Raw genomic sequence first — 16,838 nt, 5'->3', positions numbered from 1 at the left:
CTCTCCCTTCGGTATCGGCTTGTGTTGCAACAGGGTACGAGCCGGAACCGGACAAAGCGAGCGAATTAGGGCGTGCCTCCCAATCCCACTGCGAGGGATTGGGAGACACGCCCTAGTTCGTTTGGGCCAGGCGCACGAAATCGTCGACGGACAGCCGTTCACCACGGATTCCGGGATCGATGTCGGCGGCGCGCAGTCGGCGTTCGGCCTCGGCGGGTGAGCCGGCCCAGCCGGCGAGTGCCGAGCGCATCGTCTTGCGGCGCTGCGCAAATGCTGCGTCGATGACCGCGAAGACATCCGCTCGCAACTCGGCATCCTGCGGGTAGGTGGACGTCCGTTCGACGCGCACCAGCCCCGATTCGACCTTCGGCTCGGGCCAGAAGACGTTGCGGCCCACCGCTCCGGCACGACTGACCGTGCCGTGGTAGCGCGCCTTCACGCTGGGGACCCCGTACGTGCGGCTGCCCGGTCCGGCGGCGAGCCGATCGGCCACTTCCGCCTGCACCATCACCAAAGCGGTTGTGATCTCCGGAAATTCGGCCAGAAGGTGCAATAACACCGGAACGGCGACGTTGTACGGCAGATTCGCGACCAACGCGGTCGGCAGCACCGGCAGATCACTTCTCGACACACGCAGCGCGTCCGCGGTGATCACCTCGAAGTGATCCACGCGCGACGGCGCGCGGTCTGCGACAGTCCTCGGAAGTAGCTCGGCGAGAACAGGATCGATCTCCACCGCCACCACCCGGCCGACGACCTCGAGCAGCGCGAGGGTCAGTGATCCGAGCCCGGGACCGACCTCGAGGACGGTGTCGTCGGGGCCAACACCCGAGACGGCGACGATACGTCGCACCGTATTGGCGTCATGAACGAAGTTCTGCCCGAGTGTCTTGGTGGGGCGCACCCCCACCTCGTCGGCGAGACGTCGGATCTCTACAGGACCGAGGAGACCGACCCTGCGTGCGTCGGAGTCGGTCAGCGCAGACCCAGTCGGGACGAGCAGGAGGGCCAGGCGCCCCAGCCCTGTGCGGCCTGAGTCTTCTTGGCGATGGCGATCTGCTCCTCGCGTGTCGCCAGGTCGGCGCGCGGCGCGTACTCCTGGCCGCCCCAGCGATCCCAGGTGTTCTGGTCGAACTGGACGCCGCCGTAGAAGCCGTTGCCGGTGTTGATGGCCCAGTTGCCGGTGGCCTCACACTGCGCGAGGGCGTCCCAGACGCCGTACGGCACGAACGGTGCACCCGGCTTGGTGCCGACGCGGACGGTCGCGGCGACCGGCGCAGCCAGTACGACCGACTGCAGGCGCTCACGCTTGACGACCTTGCCGTTGACGGTGGTGATGTTGTAAGTCACCCGCGCCTGACCCGGCTTGCCCTTCTTCACCACGACCTTGCGGTCCTTGATGAGGGTCGGATCGTTCTTCTTGACCTCTGGCGGTGCGACAGCTTCGTTGACGGTCGACGTCTCGGTGCGGATGCGCGTCACGTTGATCTTCATGTTCGCGCTGACCGGGGTGTTCGCCGGGGGCACCACCTTGTCGGTGGCGACCAGCGGATTACCCAGGGTCGCGAGCAGATCGGCGACGGTCTGGGCGGCAACGGTCGGTCGCGAGACCGCGGTGCCGTCGGTCAGCTGCACCTTCTTGGGCATGGCCAGATCGACGACGCCGCCCTTGACCGGCATCGCGGCGTGCGGCTGGAAGTTCGGGAGATCTGCGGCGTGCGCGAGTCCGCGCTCGGCCAGCAGTTGGTCGATGGTGACCGCGTTGGTGGTAACAACCTCGGAACGACCGTCGATGTCGAGGGTGAGGGTCTTCTTCCGGTGCACGGTGATCGTCTGGCCGTCGTCGAAGCCGGAGTCGAGCGCCGGGGTCACCTTGTCGCCGTCGACCGGGTCGATGCCCTGTGAGGAGAGGAGCGATTCCACCGACAACGCCATCGTCGACACGTTCTGAGTGGAGCCGTCGACGTCGATCGTGACGTTCTTGTGCATGGCGATGCCCATGACACCACCGGCGGCGACGGTCGCGAGCACAGCTCCGAGCGCCACACGCGCACGGGTGGACTTGGACTCGTTGATCTTCGAGAGCACAGACAAGGTGAAACATCCTGATCGACTACACGGGCGTCCACCAACGCGCTAGACACAACACATCCCCGACGGCCGTAAGCCCCTCGTGGCCGGAATGTCTCCCCGGAATCCTGGTGGGATACCCGGAGCACCTGGTGGATCACAGTACGATAACGAACCGGCCTGATTACTGCAAAGGCAGTCGGTAAATTCTTTTGGCGTTGTCGCCCAGCACCCGCGCCATCTCGGCGTCGTCGACGCCCCGGACCTGCGCCAGCGCGCGGGCGGTGTACGGCAGGCAATAGGACTGATTGGGCTGGCCACGATAGGGATCCGGGGTCAGAAACGGCGCGTCGGTCTCGACCAGTACTTGATCGTCGGGCACGATCTCGGCTGCGGCTCGGAGTTCTCCGGCATTGGCGAAGCTCACAGTTCCGGCAAAGCTCAGCAAGTACCCGCGATCTATGCATTCGGATGCAACATTTCGGTCACCGGAGAAGCAGTGCATGATCACGGTCTCCGGCGCGCCGACGTCCGCGAGGACGTCGAGCAGGTCACGATCGGCCTCCCGATTGTGGATCATCAGGGGTTTGCCGACGCGTTTGGCGAGGTCGATGTGCCATCGGAACGCCTCGTGTTGAATCGCCGGATCGGCACAGTCCTCCGATCGCGCCGGCCAGTAGTAGTCGAGCCCTGTCTCGCCGATCGCCACCACTCGCGGATGCCGCGCCATCTCTTCCAGTTCCGCAGCGGTCTCGTCGGTCAGATCACCCGCGTGCATCGGGTGCAGGGCGATGGCGGCGAACGCGCGGTCGTCCCATTCGGCGGCCGCAACCGCCCAGCGCGCATCGACCATGTCGTCGGCCACCGTCACGACCTGGCCCACCCCGACCGCTGCGGCGTGGTCGAGGATCGCGTGGACCGTCTCCGCATCGCGGCCACCACAGGCCGCAAGGTGGGTGTGTGCGTCGACGAGCCCGGGCAGCGGTGGAGGATCCGGCGGCGGCTCACGACGACGCCGCTTCTTGGCCGCCTTGTTGCTCAGCGTCTCCTCGGTCATGAACCCAACGATGTCACAGAGTCAGATGTCGACCGTTCCGTCGATGACCCGAATGCAGTCACCACCGATCCAGATGTCGGTGCCGTCGTCGTCCACGTGCACCCGGCCGGCGCGACCCAGCGCGGCGCCCTGGGTCGCGATGTACTGCGACGGCACGGCATCGGTGGCGCGAAGCCAGACCGCGATGCCGGCATTGAGGCTGCCGGTCACCGGATCCTCGGGCACCCCGACGCCGGGCCCGAATGCCCGCACCTCGATCGCCGCGTCGCCGTTCACCGGATGGGCGCCGACCAGCCCGACGAGGTGATCGCCGAGAGCGGCCATGTCCGGTGTCACGTCCAGCACGCGTTGGGCCGACGGCAGCCGCAGGACCATCCACTCCGGCCCGTTGACGACCCACTGCGCATCCGACACCTCGTCGATCCCGACGCCCAGAGCCGCACACACCTCGTCGACCGTTGTTGCATCGACCGCGCCCGACCGGGTCAACGGCGGCGCGGCAAACGACAACCGCCCCGCCTCCTCCCGGATCTCGACCAGGCCGATTCCGCACTCCTGAACGATCCGTTCCCTACGCGAAGACCCACCGGCCGCGAGCCAGGCGAACGCCGACCCCAGCGTCGGGTGACCCGCGAACGGCAACTCACCGCCCGGTGTGTAGATCACCAGCCGGTAGTCGGCGGCCGGGTCGGTGGCAGGCAGCACAAACGTCGTCTCCGACAGGTTCGTCCACCGCGCGAACGCCGCCATCTCGTCGGGCGTCAGTCCATCCCCGTCGAGCACCACGGCGACCGGATTGCCGAGAGTGCCGACCGCCGAGAACACATCCACCTGCGCGAAACGTCTCTTCATGGGTCGCATCCTGCGTCATGTGCACTCGTCCGCGCCAACGATTTTCGAATCAACCCGGCGACCGGCCAGAAACCCGACTTCCCGCCAGTAACCGTATGCCTGGTCGTAAACTGCCTGTCCGCATCGGGTTTCAGGCACAACAAGCGGTCTCTGGGCATGCGACGCGCCGACGAGGACTCAACCGGGACCACCACCGTGCGGAAAGCTGTACCCCTCAGCCCGACGACGCGCACTGTGAGCTTGGCCGGCCTCCCAGGCACAGATTCCCGACGGCCAGCGGGGCGGTCACGAAACTCTTCGGATCGGCCCCCCCCCCGCCCCCGCCGACAGCGTCGGCGATCGTGAAGGGGGAAGGTGGGTCGGGGCCGGTGGCCAAGATCGGGCCCCTGAGGGTGGTCGTCCGGGTATGTCCCGGAAGCGGAGGCTGACGGGCGCGATCTCAGTCACCGCTTGTCGGTCGTCGCGTTCCGCCGAACGCGACGCCAGGAGCATGCGCCCACAAAAGTAGGCGAAGAAACTTCTTCCCCTACCCGTGGTGTCCTCCCACAGAAAGTTCTCGCGGACGACTACGAACCCCGGGGAAGAAGTACTTCCCCTAGATTTTGCGGACAGACGCAGTCGTGTTCACCCAGTTCATGGGTCGAAAGTCCCCAATTCTGGTCGACCGACCAACTCAGGAGTTGATTTCATATATGAAACACGATAGCTTTCCGTTGCGATGCGGGTCACACCATACGCAGTAGGTGCGACCCGTCTCGCCGCTTCAAGAGCGCGCACGATGACAGGGGGTCACATTGGCGTTCGAGCTGCCCGCATCCAAGGGGCCGGTCCGCGATCTCGCGAACGAGGCCGGCCACACTCTTGGATTCGCACTCCAGGCCATCGGGGCCCTCGTCGTCGCCACATTTCGACGTCGACTGTCGATCGCCGAGACGCTGAACCAGACCGTCTTCATCGGACGGGTCAGCACCGGACCGTCGCTGCTGCTGATGATTCCCGTCGGTGTCTTCATCGCCGTCTCGGTCGGTGAACTCGCCGGCCGGATCGGGGCCGGCGGATACTCCGGTGCGGTCGTCGCCTTCGTCATCGTCGGTCAGGCCTCGGCCCTCGTCTGCGCGCTCATGATGGCCGGTGTCGCCGGTTCCGCGATCTGCACCGACCTCGGCTCCCGCAAGATCCGCGAAGAGGTCGACGCGATGGAAGTCATGGGGCTCAACGTGATCGAGCGTCTCGTCGCGCCGCGCATCCTGGCCGCGATCATCGTCTCGCTCGTGCTGTGCTCACTGATCACCGTGACCGGCGTCGGGGCGTGCTACCTCTACCACATCTACGTCCAGCACCTGCCCGCCGGCGCTTTCATGGCGACCTTCAGCCAGTACGGACGCTTCTCGGACTTCGTCATGGCGCTGGTGAAGGCGACCATCTTCGCGCTGACATCCACAATCGTGGCCACCTTCAAGGGATTACACGCCCGAGGCGGACCACGCGGTGTTGCCGACGCGGTCAACGAGGCCGTCGTCATCGCCTTCGCGCTGGTGTTCATCTTCAACACGATCCTGTCGCAGCTGTACACGGTGATCGTCCCGGCGGTGGGAGCGTACTGATGGTTTCCGCAGACTTCTCCTTGCGCGTCCAGCGCCGCACTTCGGCTCGGCTGCAACAGTTCACGTCCGGTCTGGTCCGGCTCGGCGAGTTCGTCACCTTCATCTGGCGCTCGATCATCGCGATCCCGTTCACCCTGGTGCACTACCGCAAGCACGTGCTCAACCAGATCGCCGAGGTCACCTTCGGTTCCAAGTCCCTGCTCTCCGGCGGCGGCACCCTCGGCATCGTGTTGGCCATGTCACTCGCCGCGGCCATGATGCTGGGTGTCGAGACCTACCGCGGACTCCAGTTGGTGGGGATGACCTCGCTGTCGGGCATGCTCGCGGCGATCGCCAACACCCGCGAACTCGCGCCCGTCGTCGTCGGAATTGCGTTGGCCGCCAAGGTCGGAACCGGATTCACCGCACAAGTCGGCGCGATGCGCATCTCCGACGAGATCGCGGCGCTGGACTCGATGGCCATCCGGTCGATCCCGTTCCTCGCGACCACCCGCATGATCGCCGCGATGGTCTGCATCCTGCCGATCTACATGGTCGGCCTGCTGGCGAGCTACATCGCCACCCGCCTCGTGGTCGTCTGGTACAACGGCGAATCCTCGGGCACCTACGACTACTTCTTCCATCTCGCCCTCACCCCCACCGACCTGCTCTACTCGGCGACCAAGGCGATCGTCTTCGCCGCCATCGTGGCGCTCGTGCATTGCAGCTATGGCTATTTCGCCTCCGGCGGACCCGAGGGTGTCGGCCAGGCCGCCGGCCGCGCGCTGCGCACGTCGATCCTCGCGATCGGCATCTTCGACGTCATCTTCACGTTCGGACTCTGGGGCCTGGTCCCGCAGATTCCGGGATTCGGAATCTGAAATGTCGGTCATGCTGCCCGGAAATCCCGTGTCCCGCACGTCCTACATCCTGCGTGCCCTCATCGCGACCGTCCTCGTGGGCACTTTCGCCATCTGGATGGTGGCCCGAAGCACCGGCGTTCTCGAGACCGAACCCGAGATCCACGCCGAGGTGCCGGTCGAGGCCGGTCTCATCACCACCGGCGCACCCGTGCGCTACCACGGCGTCAAGGTCGGCGAGATCAGCTCGATCGACGCCGGCACAACGTCGTCGCAGGTCAGTCTCGCCATCAAAGAAGACGAACTGTCGAAGATCCCGAGCACCGTCGTCATGCGGGTGCTTCCACGAACGTTCTTCGGCGACATCTATGTTCAGCTCGTCGACAACTCGCAGGCCCCGGCCGGGTCCACCGAGTCGCTCAGCGACGGTGACGAGATCAAGATCGACGCCGGACCCGACGCGATCAACCTGTACGACATCTTCAGCAAGCTCTCCAGCGTCCTCGCCGAAGTGCAGCCGGAGAAGATGAACATCGCGCTTGCCGCGGTCTCGCAGGCAATCGGTACCAGCGGTGGAGATCTCGGGATCATGATCGACGACTGGTGGCAGGCGTCGCGTGAACTCGAATCGACCATCAACCGATTCATCGACTCGACGCCGCGGTTCCGTGCCGTCGTCGAAAGCCTGCGTCGCGCAACACCATCGATCACCCGGACCCTGCAGTCGACCACCTCGATCTCCCGTGGGATCGTGGAACACCAGGAGAACCTCGGCGCCTTCCTCGCCTCGGCCTCCGGCTTCGTCGGGAGCGTCGCCCCGTTCATCGCGCAGCAGCGCAAGAACCTCATCACGGTGCTGAGTTCGACGAACGTCATCCTGTCGACCGTCGCGCAGAACCCGTCGGGCATCACCGACACCGTCACCGAGGCCGCCAAGTTCGGTGCCGCCGGCACCATCCTGTTCTCCAGCGGACGGTTCAACATCACTGCGGTACCGACGTTCTCGCAACCGATGCCGTACACGGCCGCCAACTGCCCGACGTATGTGAACCTGCGCGGCCAGCAGTGCTTCGGCGCCGGCAATGGCCTCGGTACCGGTCCGGTGCGCGCGCCCGGCGCCCCCAACCCACCGTTGCTGTCGCCTCGGCAGACCGCGCGGCCGGGCTACACACCGTCCGGCTTCACCGGACCCGCCGTCATCGACGGTGCTGCCGAAGCGCCCACCTTGGCCGGGCTCGAGACCCAGCTGCGCGGCGGACCGGTGGCGGCGACCCCGAACCCGGCGACCACATTGATGCTCGGCCCGATGCTCCGCGGAAACGAGGTGAGGGTGCGATGACCCGCCTGTCCTGGGTGACCGTCGTCAAGTCGATGTCCTTCGTGATCATCGGCATCATCGCGGCCGTGATCGTCAGCAACACTCTGCGCGTTCCGGTTTCGGGTCCCACGACGACCTACAACATCCAGTTCACCGACGCCGAAGGCCTGCTGGAAGGCAACCCGGTGACCATGTCCGGCGTGCGCATCGGACGGGTGAAGAAGATCGAGTTCAGCCCGCAGCCCGATGGCACCGCGCTCGCCGACGTCGAGGTCGACATCCAGCAAGACGTCAAGCTTCCCCAGCAGGTGCACGCGTCCATCCGGTACGGCGACATGCTCGGCGCCCGCTACATCGCGCTGTCCCAGGCGCGTCCGGGACAGCCGGGCCGCAACGGCACCGACATCCCGGTCGACGCGACGTCGGCACCGGTGAACCTGACCGCTCTCATGAACGGATTCCAGCCACTGTTCTCCGCGCTGGATCCCAAGCAGGTCAACGAGCTCGCCCGCGGCTTCGTCGACACCTTCGAGGGTCGCCAGGGTTCGGTCCAGTTGCTGCTCAAGCAAATCGGCAGCATGGGGTCGAATCTGTCGGCCAACAGCGCGATCTTCGCGCAGCTCGTCACCAACCTCAACGAGCTGATGGGCACGATGGACTCACACAACCCGCAGCTCACCCAGCTGTTCAACGGGCTGAGCTCGTTGACGTCGGCGGTGGTCGGCGACAGCGGACAGTTCGCGGCCCTGCTCACCAGTGGCGACCGCGCGGTGTCCTCACTGGCGCAGATGATGACGTCGGCCGGCGGCAACTTCCAGCAGGCCCTCACCGGCCTGGAAGGTGTCACCTCGACCTGGGTCGCCCACACCCCGCAGTTCACGACATTCCTCAAACAGTTCCCGGTGCTCGCACAGAAGATCAACCAGAGCGGACGCTACGGCGGCTTCATGATGCTCTACCTCTGCAACTTCACCCTCAAGGCGTTCAACCTGGAGGCCAACATCTTCGGTCCGCAGCACTCGCCGGTCTGCATGTGAGCGAATGCGACAACCCGTGACCACCAACGACTTGCCCATCAGCCGACAGCCGGAAAGAAAGTAGGAGCCCAGCCCGTGTTTCTGGTCAGACTCATCGACGTCTTCGTCGGAATCTTGGAGTTCGTCTTCAAGTCCGACAAGCGTGCCCAGGGTGCGTCGGCGGCCGTGCTGGGTACCGCCGGGATCATCACCCTGCTGACACTCATGCTGATCGCCCTCGGCGTCCCGCAGCTCAAGTACCACGCCGAAACCTCGCCGTTCACCGCCGAACTCAAGAACGCGTCCGGGCTCACCACGGCCGATCCGGTTCTGGTGGCCGGCGTTCCGGCCGGCCGCATCGAGTCGATCGACCTGGCCGGCGACAAGGTGCGGGTCGGTTTCCGCCTCGACAACGGCCAGCCGCTCGGTAACCAGACCCGCGCCACGGTGCGACTGCGGACCGTGCTCGGCAAGCGCTACCTGGAGATCATCCCGGCCGGCTCCGGCAAGGTGGGTCCCGACAACACGATTCCGTTGTCGCGCACCACGGTTCCGTACAACCTCGACGACATCTCCAGCGCGGCGGTGCACACCTCGCGCGACATCGACTCCGACGCGGTGCGCGCGATGATCACCACCATGAACCAGATCGTGCCCAACGGCGACACCCTCGATCAGTCGATCGCCGGTGCGGCCGGTGCCACCGCGGCCATCACCCAGACCGGCACGCAGATCGACCAGCTGCTCGCCATCTCCAAGCGGCTCGCGACAGTGACTGCGCAGCAGAGTGATTCGGTGGCGAGTGCCTTCTCGAGCACCCAGCTGATCGTGCAGACCCTCGCGGTGCGCCGGATCGTGCTGACGCGTCTTGTCGACAACCTCCGGACCATTCTCGCCCAGATGGCCGCCACCTTCCCGAAGATCCCGATGGGGCAACTCGTGACGAATATCCAGTCGGTGACCGGCACGCTGAGCGCCAACGTCACCACCATCGACGCCATCATGAAGCAGTTGCCACCGGCCATCCGGACCATCACCGACGCCACCGGCAACGGCAACTGGGCCGACGTGGTGTCGCCGAGCGCGGTGATCCCGGACAACATGCTGTGTTTGCTCGGCGCGATGCAGGGGTGCCGCTGATGACCTTCCGTCAAGTTCGCGAAGTACGCCGGCGTAAGACCTACGGCGACAAGATCTTCATGGCACTGCTGCTGGTGGGCGCGCTCGTCGCCGGCTTCTGGTACGTCTTTGTCGACAAGGCCGACACCCGAACCGTGCATGCCGAATTCGCCTTCGTCAACGGTCTTTACGAAGGCTCCAAGGTCACGGTGCTCGGCGTCCACATCGGCCGCATCGAGACCGTCGAGCCGGCCGGCAACCACGTCAACGTCACCCTGAGCATGCCGGCCGACGTGAAGTTGCCCGCCAATGTCCAGGCGTACGTGCTGAATCCGTCGGTGATCAGCGACCGCCACCTCGAACTCGGCCCGGCCTACACCGGCGGACCGCAGTTCCCCGACGGCGGCACCATCCCGATGGAACACACCCACTCCCCCATCAGCTTCGACCAGCTGCTCGACAGCATCGGCACGCTGACCAAGATCATGGGCCCTGCACCGGGCGGCGCAAACAACAACGACCCCAACGGCATCGGCACGCTCTTGGCCGCCACCGCAAAGTCGTGGGACGGACGCGGCGAACAGTTCGGCACCATGATGACGGGCCTGGCGTCGGCCTCCGGCGTCTTCGGCGCACGCACCGAGGATCTGCAGGATCTGATCGAGAGCCTCAATCAGCTCATGCAGACCTTCCGCTCCAAGCAGGTGTCGCTGACGGGCCTGGTCGAGGCGATGAGCCGACTGTCCACGCAGTGGGCCGGCGCCAACCAGGACATCACCACACCCATCAACGACCTGCGGATCGTCTTCGACCAGATCAACGGCTTCGTGATGCAACACGGCAACGACGTGGGCGTGGTCGCCGAGAACCTCGAGAACCTCGGCAACACCCTGGTCGCCAACAAGGCCGGGCTCGCCGAGTTCATGGATCTCGCACCGCTGATGATGCAGAACCTGTCGAGCACCATCGGCCCCGACCGTCGTGGTCGGATCCGCCTCAACATCTCCACCACACTGGCCCAGTTCAAGAAGCTGAAGCCGCTGTGCGATCAGTTCCCGATGCCGATCTGCATCGGGGCAGGCCTCACCAACCCGATCGCCTTCCCGATCAGCTCGTCCGATCCGCTGGGCATCGTCTCGGCGATCACCGGCGGTGCGCTGCCCGTCCGGCCCCCAGCAGTGACACCAGGGAATGGGACACCAGCACCGAGGGGTGGGAACTGATGGCCGGGCGTAAGACCGCACTGCGCGTCGCGACTCTCGCAGCGGCCGTGACGATCCCGCTGTCCGCCTGCTCGGCGGGACTGCAGGATCTCCCGTTGGGTGCCGGCAGCGGCGACTCCTTCGACGTGACCGCCGAACTGATCACCGCCGACGGAGTGGTGTCGGGCGCCGACGTGCGCCACGGTCAGCAGATCGTCGGACGGGTCACCGACATCGGCCTCTACGGCAACCACGCCGAGATCACGATGACGCTCGAGGACGGCACCACGCTGCCCGCCAACACCAATGCGACCGTCGAATTGCCGTCGGCCCTGGGCACTCCGTTCATCCGGCTGAGCGCACCCAAGGATCCCGAGGGCGAACTCAGCGACGGCTCACACCTGCCGCTCGCCCAGACGTCGGTCGGCCCACAGATCGAGAGCACCCTGGCCGCACTCGGAAACATCCTGGGCGGCAGCGGTGTCAGCCAGTTGCAGTCGGTGATGAACAGCCTCAACACGGCGTTCGAGAACCGGTCGGACAAGGTCGGCGATCTCATCGACACACTCAACCGGCTGCTGTCCCGATCGTCGGTGTACACCAACGACTTCAACGCGGCGATCGCCGCTGCAACCGAGGTCAGCAACCTGCTGGTCAGCCAGCGAACCGTCGTCGACGACTTCCTGCAGCAGGCGCCGACCGCCGTTGGAGTCCTTGCCGCACAGCGTGATCAGGTCGCATCGCTGATGCGAAACACCACCACGCTAGCCGTCAATCTCGACGCCGTCGTCAAGGGACGTCAGGCGTCGCTGAACACGATGGTCGCCAACGCGAACATCCTGGTGCAGTCGTTGGCCGCGTTCAACGGGACGGTCGGCACCACGCTGAACAACATGAATTCGTTCATGCGCAACTTCAATCGGGCCATCCGCGGCGACTACCTCGTCTTCGACGGTGCACTCGACATCCCCGGCGGCATCGACAAGATCCTCACCGGCGGGCTGCTGCTCAGCGGCCAGCCGCTGCCGACACCCAAGCAGCTCGAGGACGCCCTCACCGGTGGCCTCGGGCGGCCTCAGAAGCAGGCTCGCGCCAATCGCCCCGCCACACCGCAACCGAGTCCGGCCCGCCCGACGACGACCCGGCCAGGAGCCCCGCGATGACTCACACCACACCCTCGGGAACCAAACGCCGCCACCGGATGCCCAAGCCGCGCACCGGAACCCTGCAGTTCATCATCTTCCTGGTGTTGTCCGCCGTGGTGATCCCCTACGGCATCACCTTCGTGTCCGGGCCCGAGGGGCTGCGCGACAAGATGACGCTGCACGCCACCATGGTCGACGCCTTCGGCCTCACCCCGGGCACCGGGGTCACGCTTCGCGGCGTCGACATCGGCACCGTCAAATCGGTGTCCCTCAGTGACACCGGCGACAGTGCCGACATCGAACTCACCGTCCGGGGCGACACCCTCATCCCGGTCGACTCCGTCATGCAGGTCACCATGGCCTCGATGGCCGGCATCCAGAGCGTCGACATCATCACGCCCGACCAGGAGCCGCCGTTCCTCAAATCCGGTGACAGCATCAAGGCCCCACAGCAATTGCAGCCCAAGCAGATGGACGCCATCATCACCGAGGCCGCATCGGTGTTGCGCAGCATCGGGACCGGCCATCTGAGCACCTTCGGCAACGAGTTCTATGCCGCCTTCAATCACAACGATCAGGCGCTGGCCAAGCTCGTCAGCAACGGCAGCGCGCTCGCCAGTCTCGTCAACCGCAATGCGCCGATCCTGCGTGGTCTCTTCGACGACCTGCTGAGCGTGCTCGGCGCGATGAGCAACAACACGGCGGCCTTCGAGTCGGGCATGCGGTCGGTGGCGAACTTCACCGACCAACTCGACGCCAACCAGCCGACCTTTGTCTACCTGCTCGACCACGGACCGAAGAGCCTGGCGCGCACCCGCACTCTCTTCGATCGTTACCGCGGAACCTTCGGCGGTGTGCTCGCCAACCTGGCCGTCGTCGAGCCGATCATCAGCGACCGAAATGCCGCGCTCACAACCGGTTTGAACACGATTCCGCAGGGGCTGCTCGACCTGCGATCGATCGTCAAGGGCAACCGCGCCGACTTCGCCCTCATCGGCACGCAGGGGCCGGTGTGCATGTTCTACGACGTACCGCGCAGCGCGATCGGCGATCTCACCGTCACCGCACCCAATCTCACCCGCTACTGCCCGCCCGGAAACGGCTACGGACAGCGCGGGGCGGTAAACGCTCCGCGACCCAATGGACTCGGAACGACCAACATGACCACCCCGGGCGGGGTTTCCGGGCCGCCCGCAGTCGCCGACCCGCTTCTCATCCCGAACGGCGTCGAACTTCTCCAGTGGTGGCAAGAGCTTCTAGAAAGGGCACGAAGTGGCAACTGATACAACCTCTCTCACCGAGAAGAAGGACACTGAGAAGAACGACACCGGGGCAACCGGCGAGACCGACACGCCCCGCGGCAAGAAGAGCGCTGCCGCACGCACGGCCCCGGTCGCGCGGCGCAAGCAGGCCAAACGGCCGAGCGCCACACGAGACTCGAAGACCGTGGGCCACAACACCGACACCGACACCGACACCGACACTTCGAGCGACGTTGCGCCCGAGCGAGGCCGGCCCCGCGCGCTGATCATCAGTGCAGTCAGCCTGCTGTTCGTCATCCTGATCGGCGTGGTCGGCTTCTTCGCCTATCAGTTCCTCTCCGACGACGACGCCTCGAGCGCGGCCGCGCCGAGCACCGCCGAGGCCATCGACACCGCCAAGGATTACGCGATCAAGCTGTCCAGCTTCGACTATCGCGACCTGAACAAGAACCGTGCGGCGATCGCGGCGATGTCGACCCCCGAGTTCGCCGCCAAGTACAGCCAGATGGTCACCGACCTCACCCAGATCGTCACCGACGGCAAGGGCGAGGCCACCGCAACCGTCAGTCACGCAGCGGCCGAGCAGGTCAGCGCAACCGACGCCACCGTGATGCTGTTCGTCGACCAGCAGGCCCGCAACGTGGTCGCACCGACCGGCAAGACCCAGGCCTACCGCATGGTGGTCAAGCTCAAGAACTCCAACGGCCACTGGCTGGTCGACGACATCCAGACGAAGTGATCACAACCGAATAGTGCGTCACCACCCACCGCAGAACACAGAAAGGAACGACGATGGCCGCTAGTTACCTGCCCGTTCTCACCGAGACCGTCCCCGAGTTGACCACCGCCAAAACCCGGATCGAGATCGACACCCGCAAACGTCGTTCCACCAGTCTGCGTAAGCCGGCGCGCATCCAGGAGGCCATCGACTTCTGGTCCTTCGCCGGCGGCGCCGCCAACGTCGTCATGCAACTCGGCTGGCCCGAGGTCGCCTACGGCGTCATGGAGTCCAAGGTGGAATCCGGGTCGCTGGTCAAACATCCCTGGAAGCGTGCCCGCACCACCGGCCAGTACCTGGCCGTGGCGATCCTCGGCACCGACGAGGAGAAGGCCGCGTTCCGCGAGGCCGTCAACTCCGCCCACCGGCACGTCAAGTCCGACGCCAACAGCCCGGTCAAGTACAACGCCTTCAACCGCGAACTCCAGATGTGGGTGGCCGCCTGCCTGTTCGTCGGCATCGAAGACACCCACCAGCTGCTGCACGGCGTCATGAACGAGGAAGAAGCCGAGGAGTTCTACCAGTCGTCGAAGACCCTGGGCACCACGCTGCAGGTCCCCGACGACATGTGGCCGGCCAGCCGCAAGGAATTCGACCATTACTGGAACGTGGCCTGCCAGCGCATCGTCATCGACGACACCACCTGCGACTTCCTCAACGACCTGGTCGACCTGCGGATGATCAACCCGATGATCCGGCTGCCGTTCGTGAACCTGCTGCGCTTCCTCACCATCGGCACCCTGCCGCCCATCTACCGCGACCAGCTCGGTCTGGAATGGACCGAGGACGACCGCCGTCGGTTCCAGCACCTGTTCACCTTCGTGTCGGTGGTCAACAAGTTCCTGCCCAAGTCGATCCGCTTCGGTGGCAGCCGAATGCTGATGCGCGACCTGCGTTTCCGCATGAAGCACGACCGGGCGATGGTCTGAGGACCCGGAGTACTGACATTGCGAACCAGGTCGAGACCCGACCTGCAGCGGGTGCTCAACGAACCGGTCATCTACTTGATGTGGCCGCGTGCAGCACTCATGCAGCTCGCCCATGACGACATCGCTCCCACCGAGGTGGAAAGCGGTGTCTACGGGATGCGTGGGGCCCGACGCTGGGCGGGCACCATCAACTACTTGCGTCTGGCCACCTCGGGCGACGACGAGGTGCTTCGTCCGCTGGTCCGTGAGGTCAACCGCATCCACGCCGATGTCCGCGTACCCGCGGGTCATCCGGATGGTCGTCGGCGCCCCGCGTTCGATCCGGGCCACCAGCTGTGGGTGGCCTCGACCTGGTTCGTCAGCATCGTCGACACCTACCAGTTGTTCGTCTCCCCGCTCGACGACGACGTCATCGAGCATCTCTACCGAGAGTTCCTCCCGGTCGGCACGCTGCTGCAGATGAAGGTGGGCGACTGGCCGGTGGACGTCGCCGCCCTGCGCTCCTACGTCGCCTACATGGAGGGCGACTACCCGGCGCATCGTCCACGGTCGGACCCGGCCGACCCGCCGGAGACGGCCACCCCGGGCGATGTCGCGACGCAGGTCTTCTCGACTTACTCCCTACCCTGGCGATATGTGCGCCAGATACCGCGCGTCCAGCTGATCACCTGGGGCATGGCCGGCGCACAACTTCGATCGATCTACGGCATCGAGTGGACCCCCGCACACGATGTTCGCTTCCGAAGAGCCGTCCGGACAGTACGGTGGAAGCAAGCGTGCTGGCCTGGCCCCTCCCGACGTCGCCACGGCAAGCGCAAGGCCGCCAAGGCGGTCACGCGACTGAAAGAGAACTCCGTGTATCACGACCCCCTGAACCAACGGAGCCGCACATGAGCCCCGCGTCCCTTCGGCGTACCCAACTGACCGACGAGGTCGCCGACTACCTCCGCAACCGGATCATGACCGGACAACTCCGGCCGGGCGACTTCGTCCGGCTCGACGAGACCGCGTCGGCACTCGGCTGCAGTGTGACCCCGGTTCGTGAAGCGCTGGTGACCCTGCGCGGCGAAGGACTGGTCCGCTCGTCGCCGCACCGTGGATTCATCGTCGAACCACTCGACCGCGGCGACATCGTCGACATCTTCTGGATGCAGGCGGAATTGTCGTCGCGGCTGGCCACTCACGCCGTCGACACGCCCGACATCGAACGCCATCTTGCCGAGCTGTCCGCCATCGTCGACGACCTCGAGCGGGCGGTCGACGCAGGCTTTGCCGACCGCGTGCTCGCCGGCGAGTTCGCCTTTCATCGCAAGGTGCACCTGATGGCGAACAGCAAGAAACTGGCATGGTTCCAGTACGCCGCGAGCAAGTACAACCCGTTCGAGCTGTACTCCGGCGACGAGACCTGGGGACGCGAGGCGGTGACGAGCCACCGCCTGCTGATCGAGCAACTGCGTACCGGCGATGTCCGCGGTATCCGCGACGAGATCCACGCCCGATTCGCCGACGCGCGCGATCGTCTGATCGCCCAACTCGAGTCGATCGGCTTCTGGGACGACGACTCCGAACCCGCCGCGACTTCGGCCTGAACGCCAGGACACGCGCTAACCGCGCCAGAGCGGCGTCGGACGGGTAGCGTTGCCAAGC

Annotated in this window: 16 protein-coding genes; 12 read left to right on the top strand and 4 right to left on the bottom strand. The window is 65.6% G+C overall.

The window, feature by feature from the left end; all coding sequences use genetic code 11:
• Positions 1 to 112 precede the first annotated feature (112 nt).
• The 4 genes from rsmA to MKW15_RS04975 all read right to left on the bottom strand — a co-directional run bounded on the left by rsmA (position 113) and on the right by MKW15_RS04975 (position 3,979).
• Positions 113 to 1,012 carry a 16S rRNA (adenine(1518)-N(6)/adenine(1519)-N(6))-dimethyltransferase RsmA gene (rsmA, locus tag MKW15_RS04990; RefSeq protein ID WP_240856538.1) on the bottom strand — a complete coding sequence of 300 codons (900 nt, stop codon included), beginning with the start codon at positions 1,010 to 1,012 and terminating at the stop codon, positions 113 to 115.
• Positions 976 to 2,094: a resuscitation-promoting factor gene (locus tag MKW15_RS04985; protein ID WP_240856469.1), complete on the bottom strand. Its 1,119-nt coding sequence runs from the start codon at positions 2,092 to 2,094 to the stop codon at positions 976 to 978. The genes rsmA and MKW15_RS04985 overlap by 37 nt, the downstream gene beginning before the upstream one ends.
• 160 nt (positions 2,095 to 2,254) lie before the next feature.
• Positions 2,255 to 3,127 (bottom strand): TatD family hydrolase, encoded by an 873-nt coding sequence (locus MKW15_RS04980; RefSeq protein ID WP_240856468.1) that lies wholly within the window; start codon positions 3,125 to 3,127, stop codon positions 2,255 to 2,257.
• A gap of 21 nt (positions 3,128 to 3,148) precedes the next feature.
• The gene (locus MKW15_RS04975) at positions 3,149 to 3,979 is read right to left on the bottom strand and encodes a PhzF family phenazine biosynthesis protein (RefSeq protein ID WP_240856467.1); all 831 of its coding nucleotides are present in this window, start codon (positions 3,977 to 3,979) and stop codon (positions 3,149 to 3,151) included.
• A gap of 794 nt (positions 3,980 to 4,773) precedes the next feature.
• On the opposite strand from MKW15_RS04975, the gene MKW15_RS04970 reads away from it, so the two are divergent.
• The 12 genes from MKW15_RS04970 (at position 4,774) to MKW15_RS04915 (ending at position 16,780) form a co-directional block, all read left to right on the top strand.
• Positions 4,774 to 5,583 (top strand): MlaE family ABC transporter permease, encoded by an 810-nt coding sequence (locus MKW15_RS04970; RefSeq protein ID WP_240856466.1) that lies wholly within the window; start codon positions 4,774 to 4,776, stop codon positions 5,581 to 5,583.
• A complete protein-coding gene (locus MKW15_RS04965) occupies positions 5,583 to 6,443 on the top strand; it encodes an MlaE family ABC transporter permease (RefSeq protein ID WP_240856465.1) in 861 nt (286 codons plus the stop codon). The genes MKW15_RS04970 and MKW15_RS04965 overlap by 1 nt, the downstream gene beginning before the upstream one ends.
• A 1-nt stretch (position 6,444) precedes the next feature.
• Positions 6,445 to 7,761 (top strand): MCE family protein, encoded by a 1,317-nt coding sequence (locus MKW15_RS04960; protein WP_240856464.1) that lies wholly within the window; start codon positions 6,445 to 6,447, stop codon positions 7,759 to 7,761.
• Positions 7,758 to 8,777, top strand: coding sequence for an MCE family protein (locus MKW15_RS04955; protein WP_240856463.1), 1,020 nt, complete (start codon positions 7,758 to 7,760; stop codon positions 8,775 to 8,777). The genes MKW15_RS04960 and MKW15_RS04955 overlap by 4 nt, the downstream gene beginning before the upstream one ends.
• Positions 8,778 to 8,852: 75 nt before the next feature.
• Positions 8,853 to 9,896: an MlaD family protein gene (locus tag MKW15_RS04950; protein WP_240856462.1), complete on the top strand. Its 1,044-nt coding sequence runs from the start codon at positions 8,853 to 8,855 to the stop codon at positions 9,894 to 9,896.
• A complete protein-coding gene (locus tag MKW15_RS04945) occupies positions 9,896 to 11,098 on the top strand; it encodes an MCE family protein (protein ID WP_240856461.1) in 1,203 nt (400 codons plus the stop codon). The genes MKW15_RS04950 and MKW15_RS04945 overlap by 1 nt, the downstream gene beginning before the upstream one ends.
• Positions 11,098 to 12,240, top strand: a complete 1,143-nt coding sequence (locus MKW15_RS04940; RefSeq protein WP_240856460.1) for an MCE family protein — start codon at positions 11,098 to 11,100, stop codon at positions 12,238 to 12,240. Before MKW15_RS04945 ends, MKW15_RS04940 begins: the two co-directional genes overlap by 1 nt.
• A complete protein-coding gene (locus tag MKW15_RS04935) occupies positions 12,237 to 13,505 on the top strand; it encodes an MlaD family protein (protein ID WP_240856459.1) in 1,269 nt (422 codons plus the stop codon). Before MKW15_RS04940 ends, MKW15_RS04935 begins: the two co-directional genes overlap by 4 nt.
• A complete protein-coding gene (locus MKW15_RS04930; protein WP_240856458.1) occupies positions 13,495 to 14,223 on the top strand; it encodes a hypothetical protein in 729 nt (242 codons plus the stop codon). The genes MKW15_RS04935 and MKW15_RS04930 overlap by 11 nt, the downstream gene beginning before the upstream one ends.
• 53 nt (positions 14,224 to 14,276) lie before the next feature.
• Complete coding sequence (locus MKW15_RS04925) at positions 14,277 to 15,191, top strand: oxygenase MpaB family protein (protein WP_240856457.1); 915 nt, start codon at positions 14,277 to 14,279, stop codon at positions 15,189 to 15,191.
• 51 nt (positions 15,192 to 15,242) lie between these two features.
• Positions 15,243 to 16,085 carry an oxygenase MpaB family protein gene (locus MKW15_RS04920; RefSeq protein WP_240856456.1) on the top strand — a complete coding sequence of 281 codons (843 nt, stop codon included), beginning with the start codon at positions 15,243 to 15,245 and terminating at the stop codon, positions 16,083 to 16,085.
• The gene (locus tag MKW15_RS04915) at positions 16,082 to 16,780 is read left to right on the top strand and encodes a GntR family transcriptional regulator (RefSeq protein ID WP_240856455.1); all 699 of its coding nucleotides are present in this window, start codon (positions 16,082 to 16,084) and stop codon (positions 16,778 to 16,780) included. Before MKW15_RS04920 ends, MKW15_RS04915 begins: the two co-directional genes overlap by 4 nt.
• Positions 16,781 to 16,838: the final 58 nt, after the last annotated feature.

It is taken from the genome of Gordonia gummivorans (assembly GCF_022513585.1).
In the GTDB taxonomy this organism is placed as follows: Bacteria; Actinomycetota; Actinomycetes; order Mycobacteriales; family Mycobacteriaceae; genus Gordonia.
Note: the sequence above shows the minus strand (reverse complement) of the source record. Positions and strands in the feature narration are given on the sequence as shown.

Excerpts from the sequence above, each read along its gene's own strand:
- MKW15_RS04980 (WP_240856468.1), bottom strand. The coding sequence starts at position 3,127 with ATGACCGAGGAGACGCTGAGCAACAAGGCGGCCAAGAAGCGGCGTCGT.
- MKW15_RS04975 (WP_240856467.1), bottom strand. The coding sequence starts at position 3,979 with ATGAAGAGACGTTTCGCGCAGGTGGATGTGTTCTCGGCGGTCGGCACT.
- MKW15_RS04965 (WP_240856465.1), top strand. The coding sequence starts at position 5,583 with ATGGTTTCCGCAGACTTCTCCTTGCGCGTCCAGCGCCGCACTTCGGCT.
- MKW15_RS04960 (WP_240856464.1), top strand. The coding sequence starts at position 6,445 with ATGTCGGTCATGCTGCCCGGAAATCCCGTGTCCCGCACGTCCTACATC.
- MKW15_RS04955 (WP_240856463.1), top strand. The coding sequence starts at position 7,758 with ATGACCCGCCTGTCCTGGGTGACCGTCGTCAAGTCGATGTCCTTCGTG.
- MKW15_RS04945 (WP_240856461.1), top strand. The coding sequence starts at position 9,896 with ATGACCTTCCGTCAAGTTCGCGAAGTACGCCGGCGTAAGACCTACGGC.
- MKW15_RS04940 (WP_240856460.1), top strand. The coding sequence starts at position 11,098 with ATGGCCGGGCGTAAGACCGCACTGCGCGTCGCGACTCTCGCAGCGGCC.
- MKW15_RS04935 (WP_240856459.1), top strand. The coding sequence starts at position 12,237 with ATGACTCACACCACACCCTCGGGAACCAAACGCCGCCACCGGATGCCC.
- MKW15_RS04925 (WP_240856457.1), top strand. The coding sequence starts at position 14,277 with ATGGCCGCTAGTTACCTGCCCGTTCTCACCGAGACCGTCCCCGAGTTG.
- MKW15_RS04915 (WP_240856455.1), top strand. The coding sequence starts at position 16,082 with ATGAGCCCCGCGTCCCTTCGGCGTACCCAACTGACCGACGAGGTCGCC.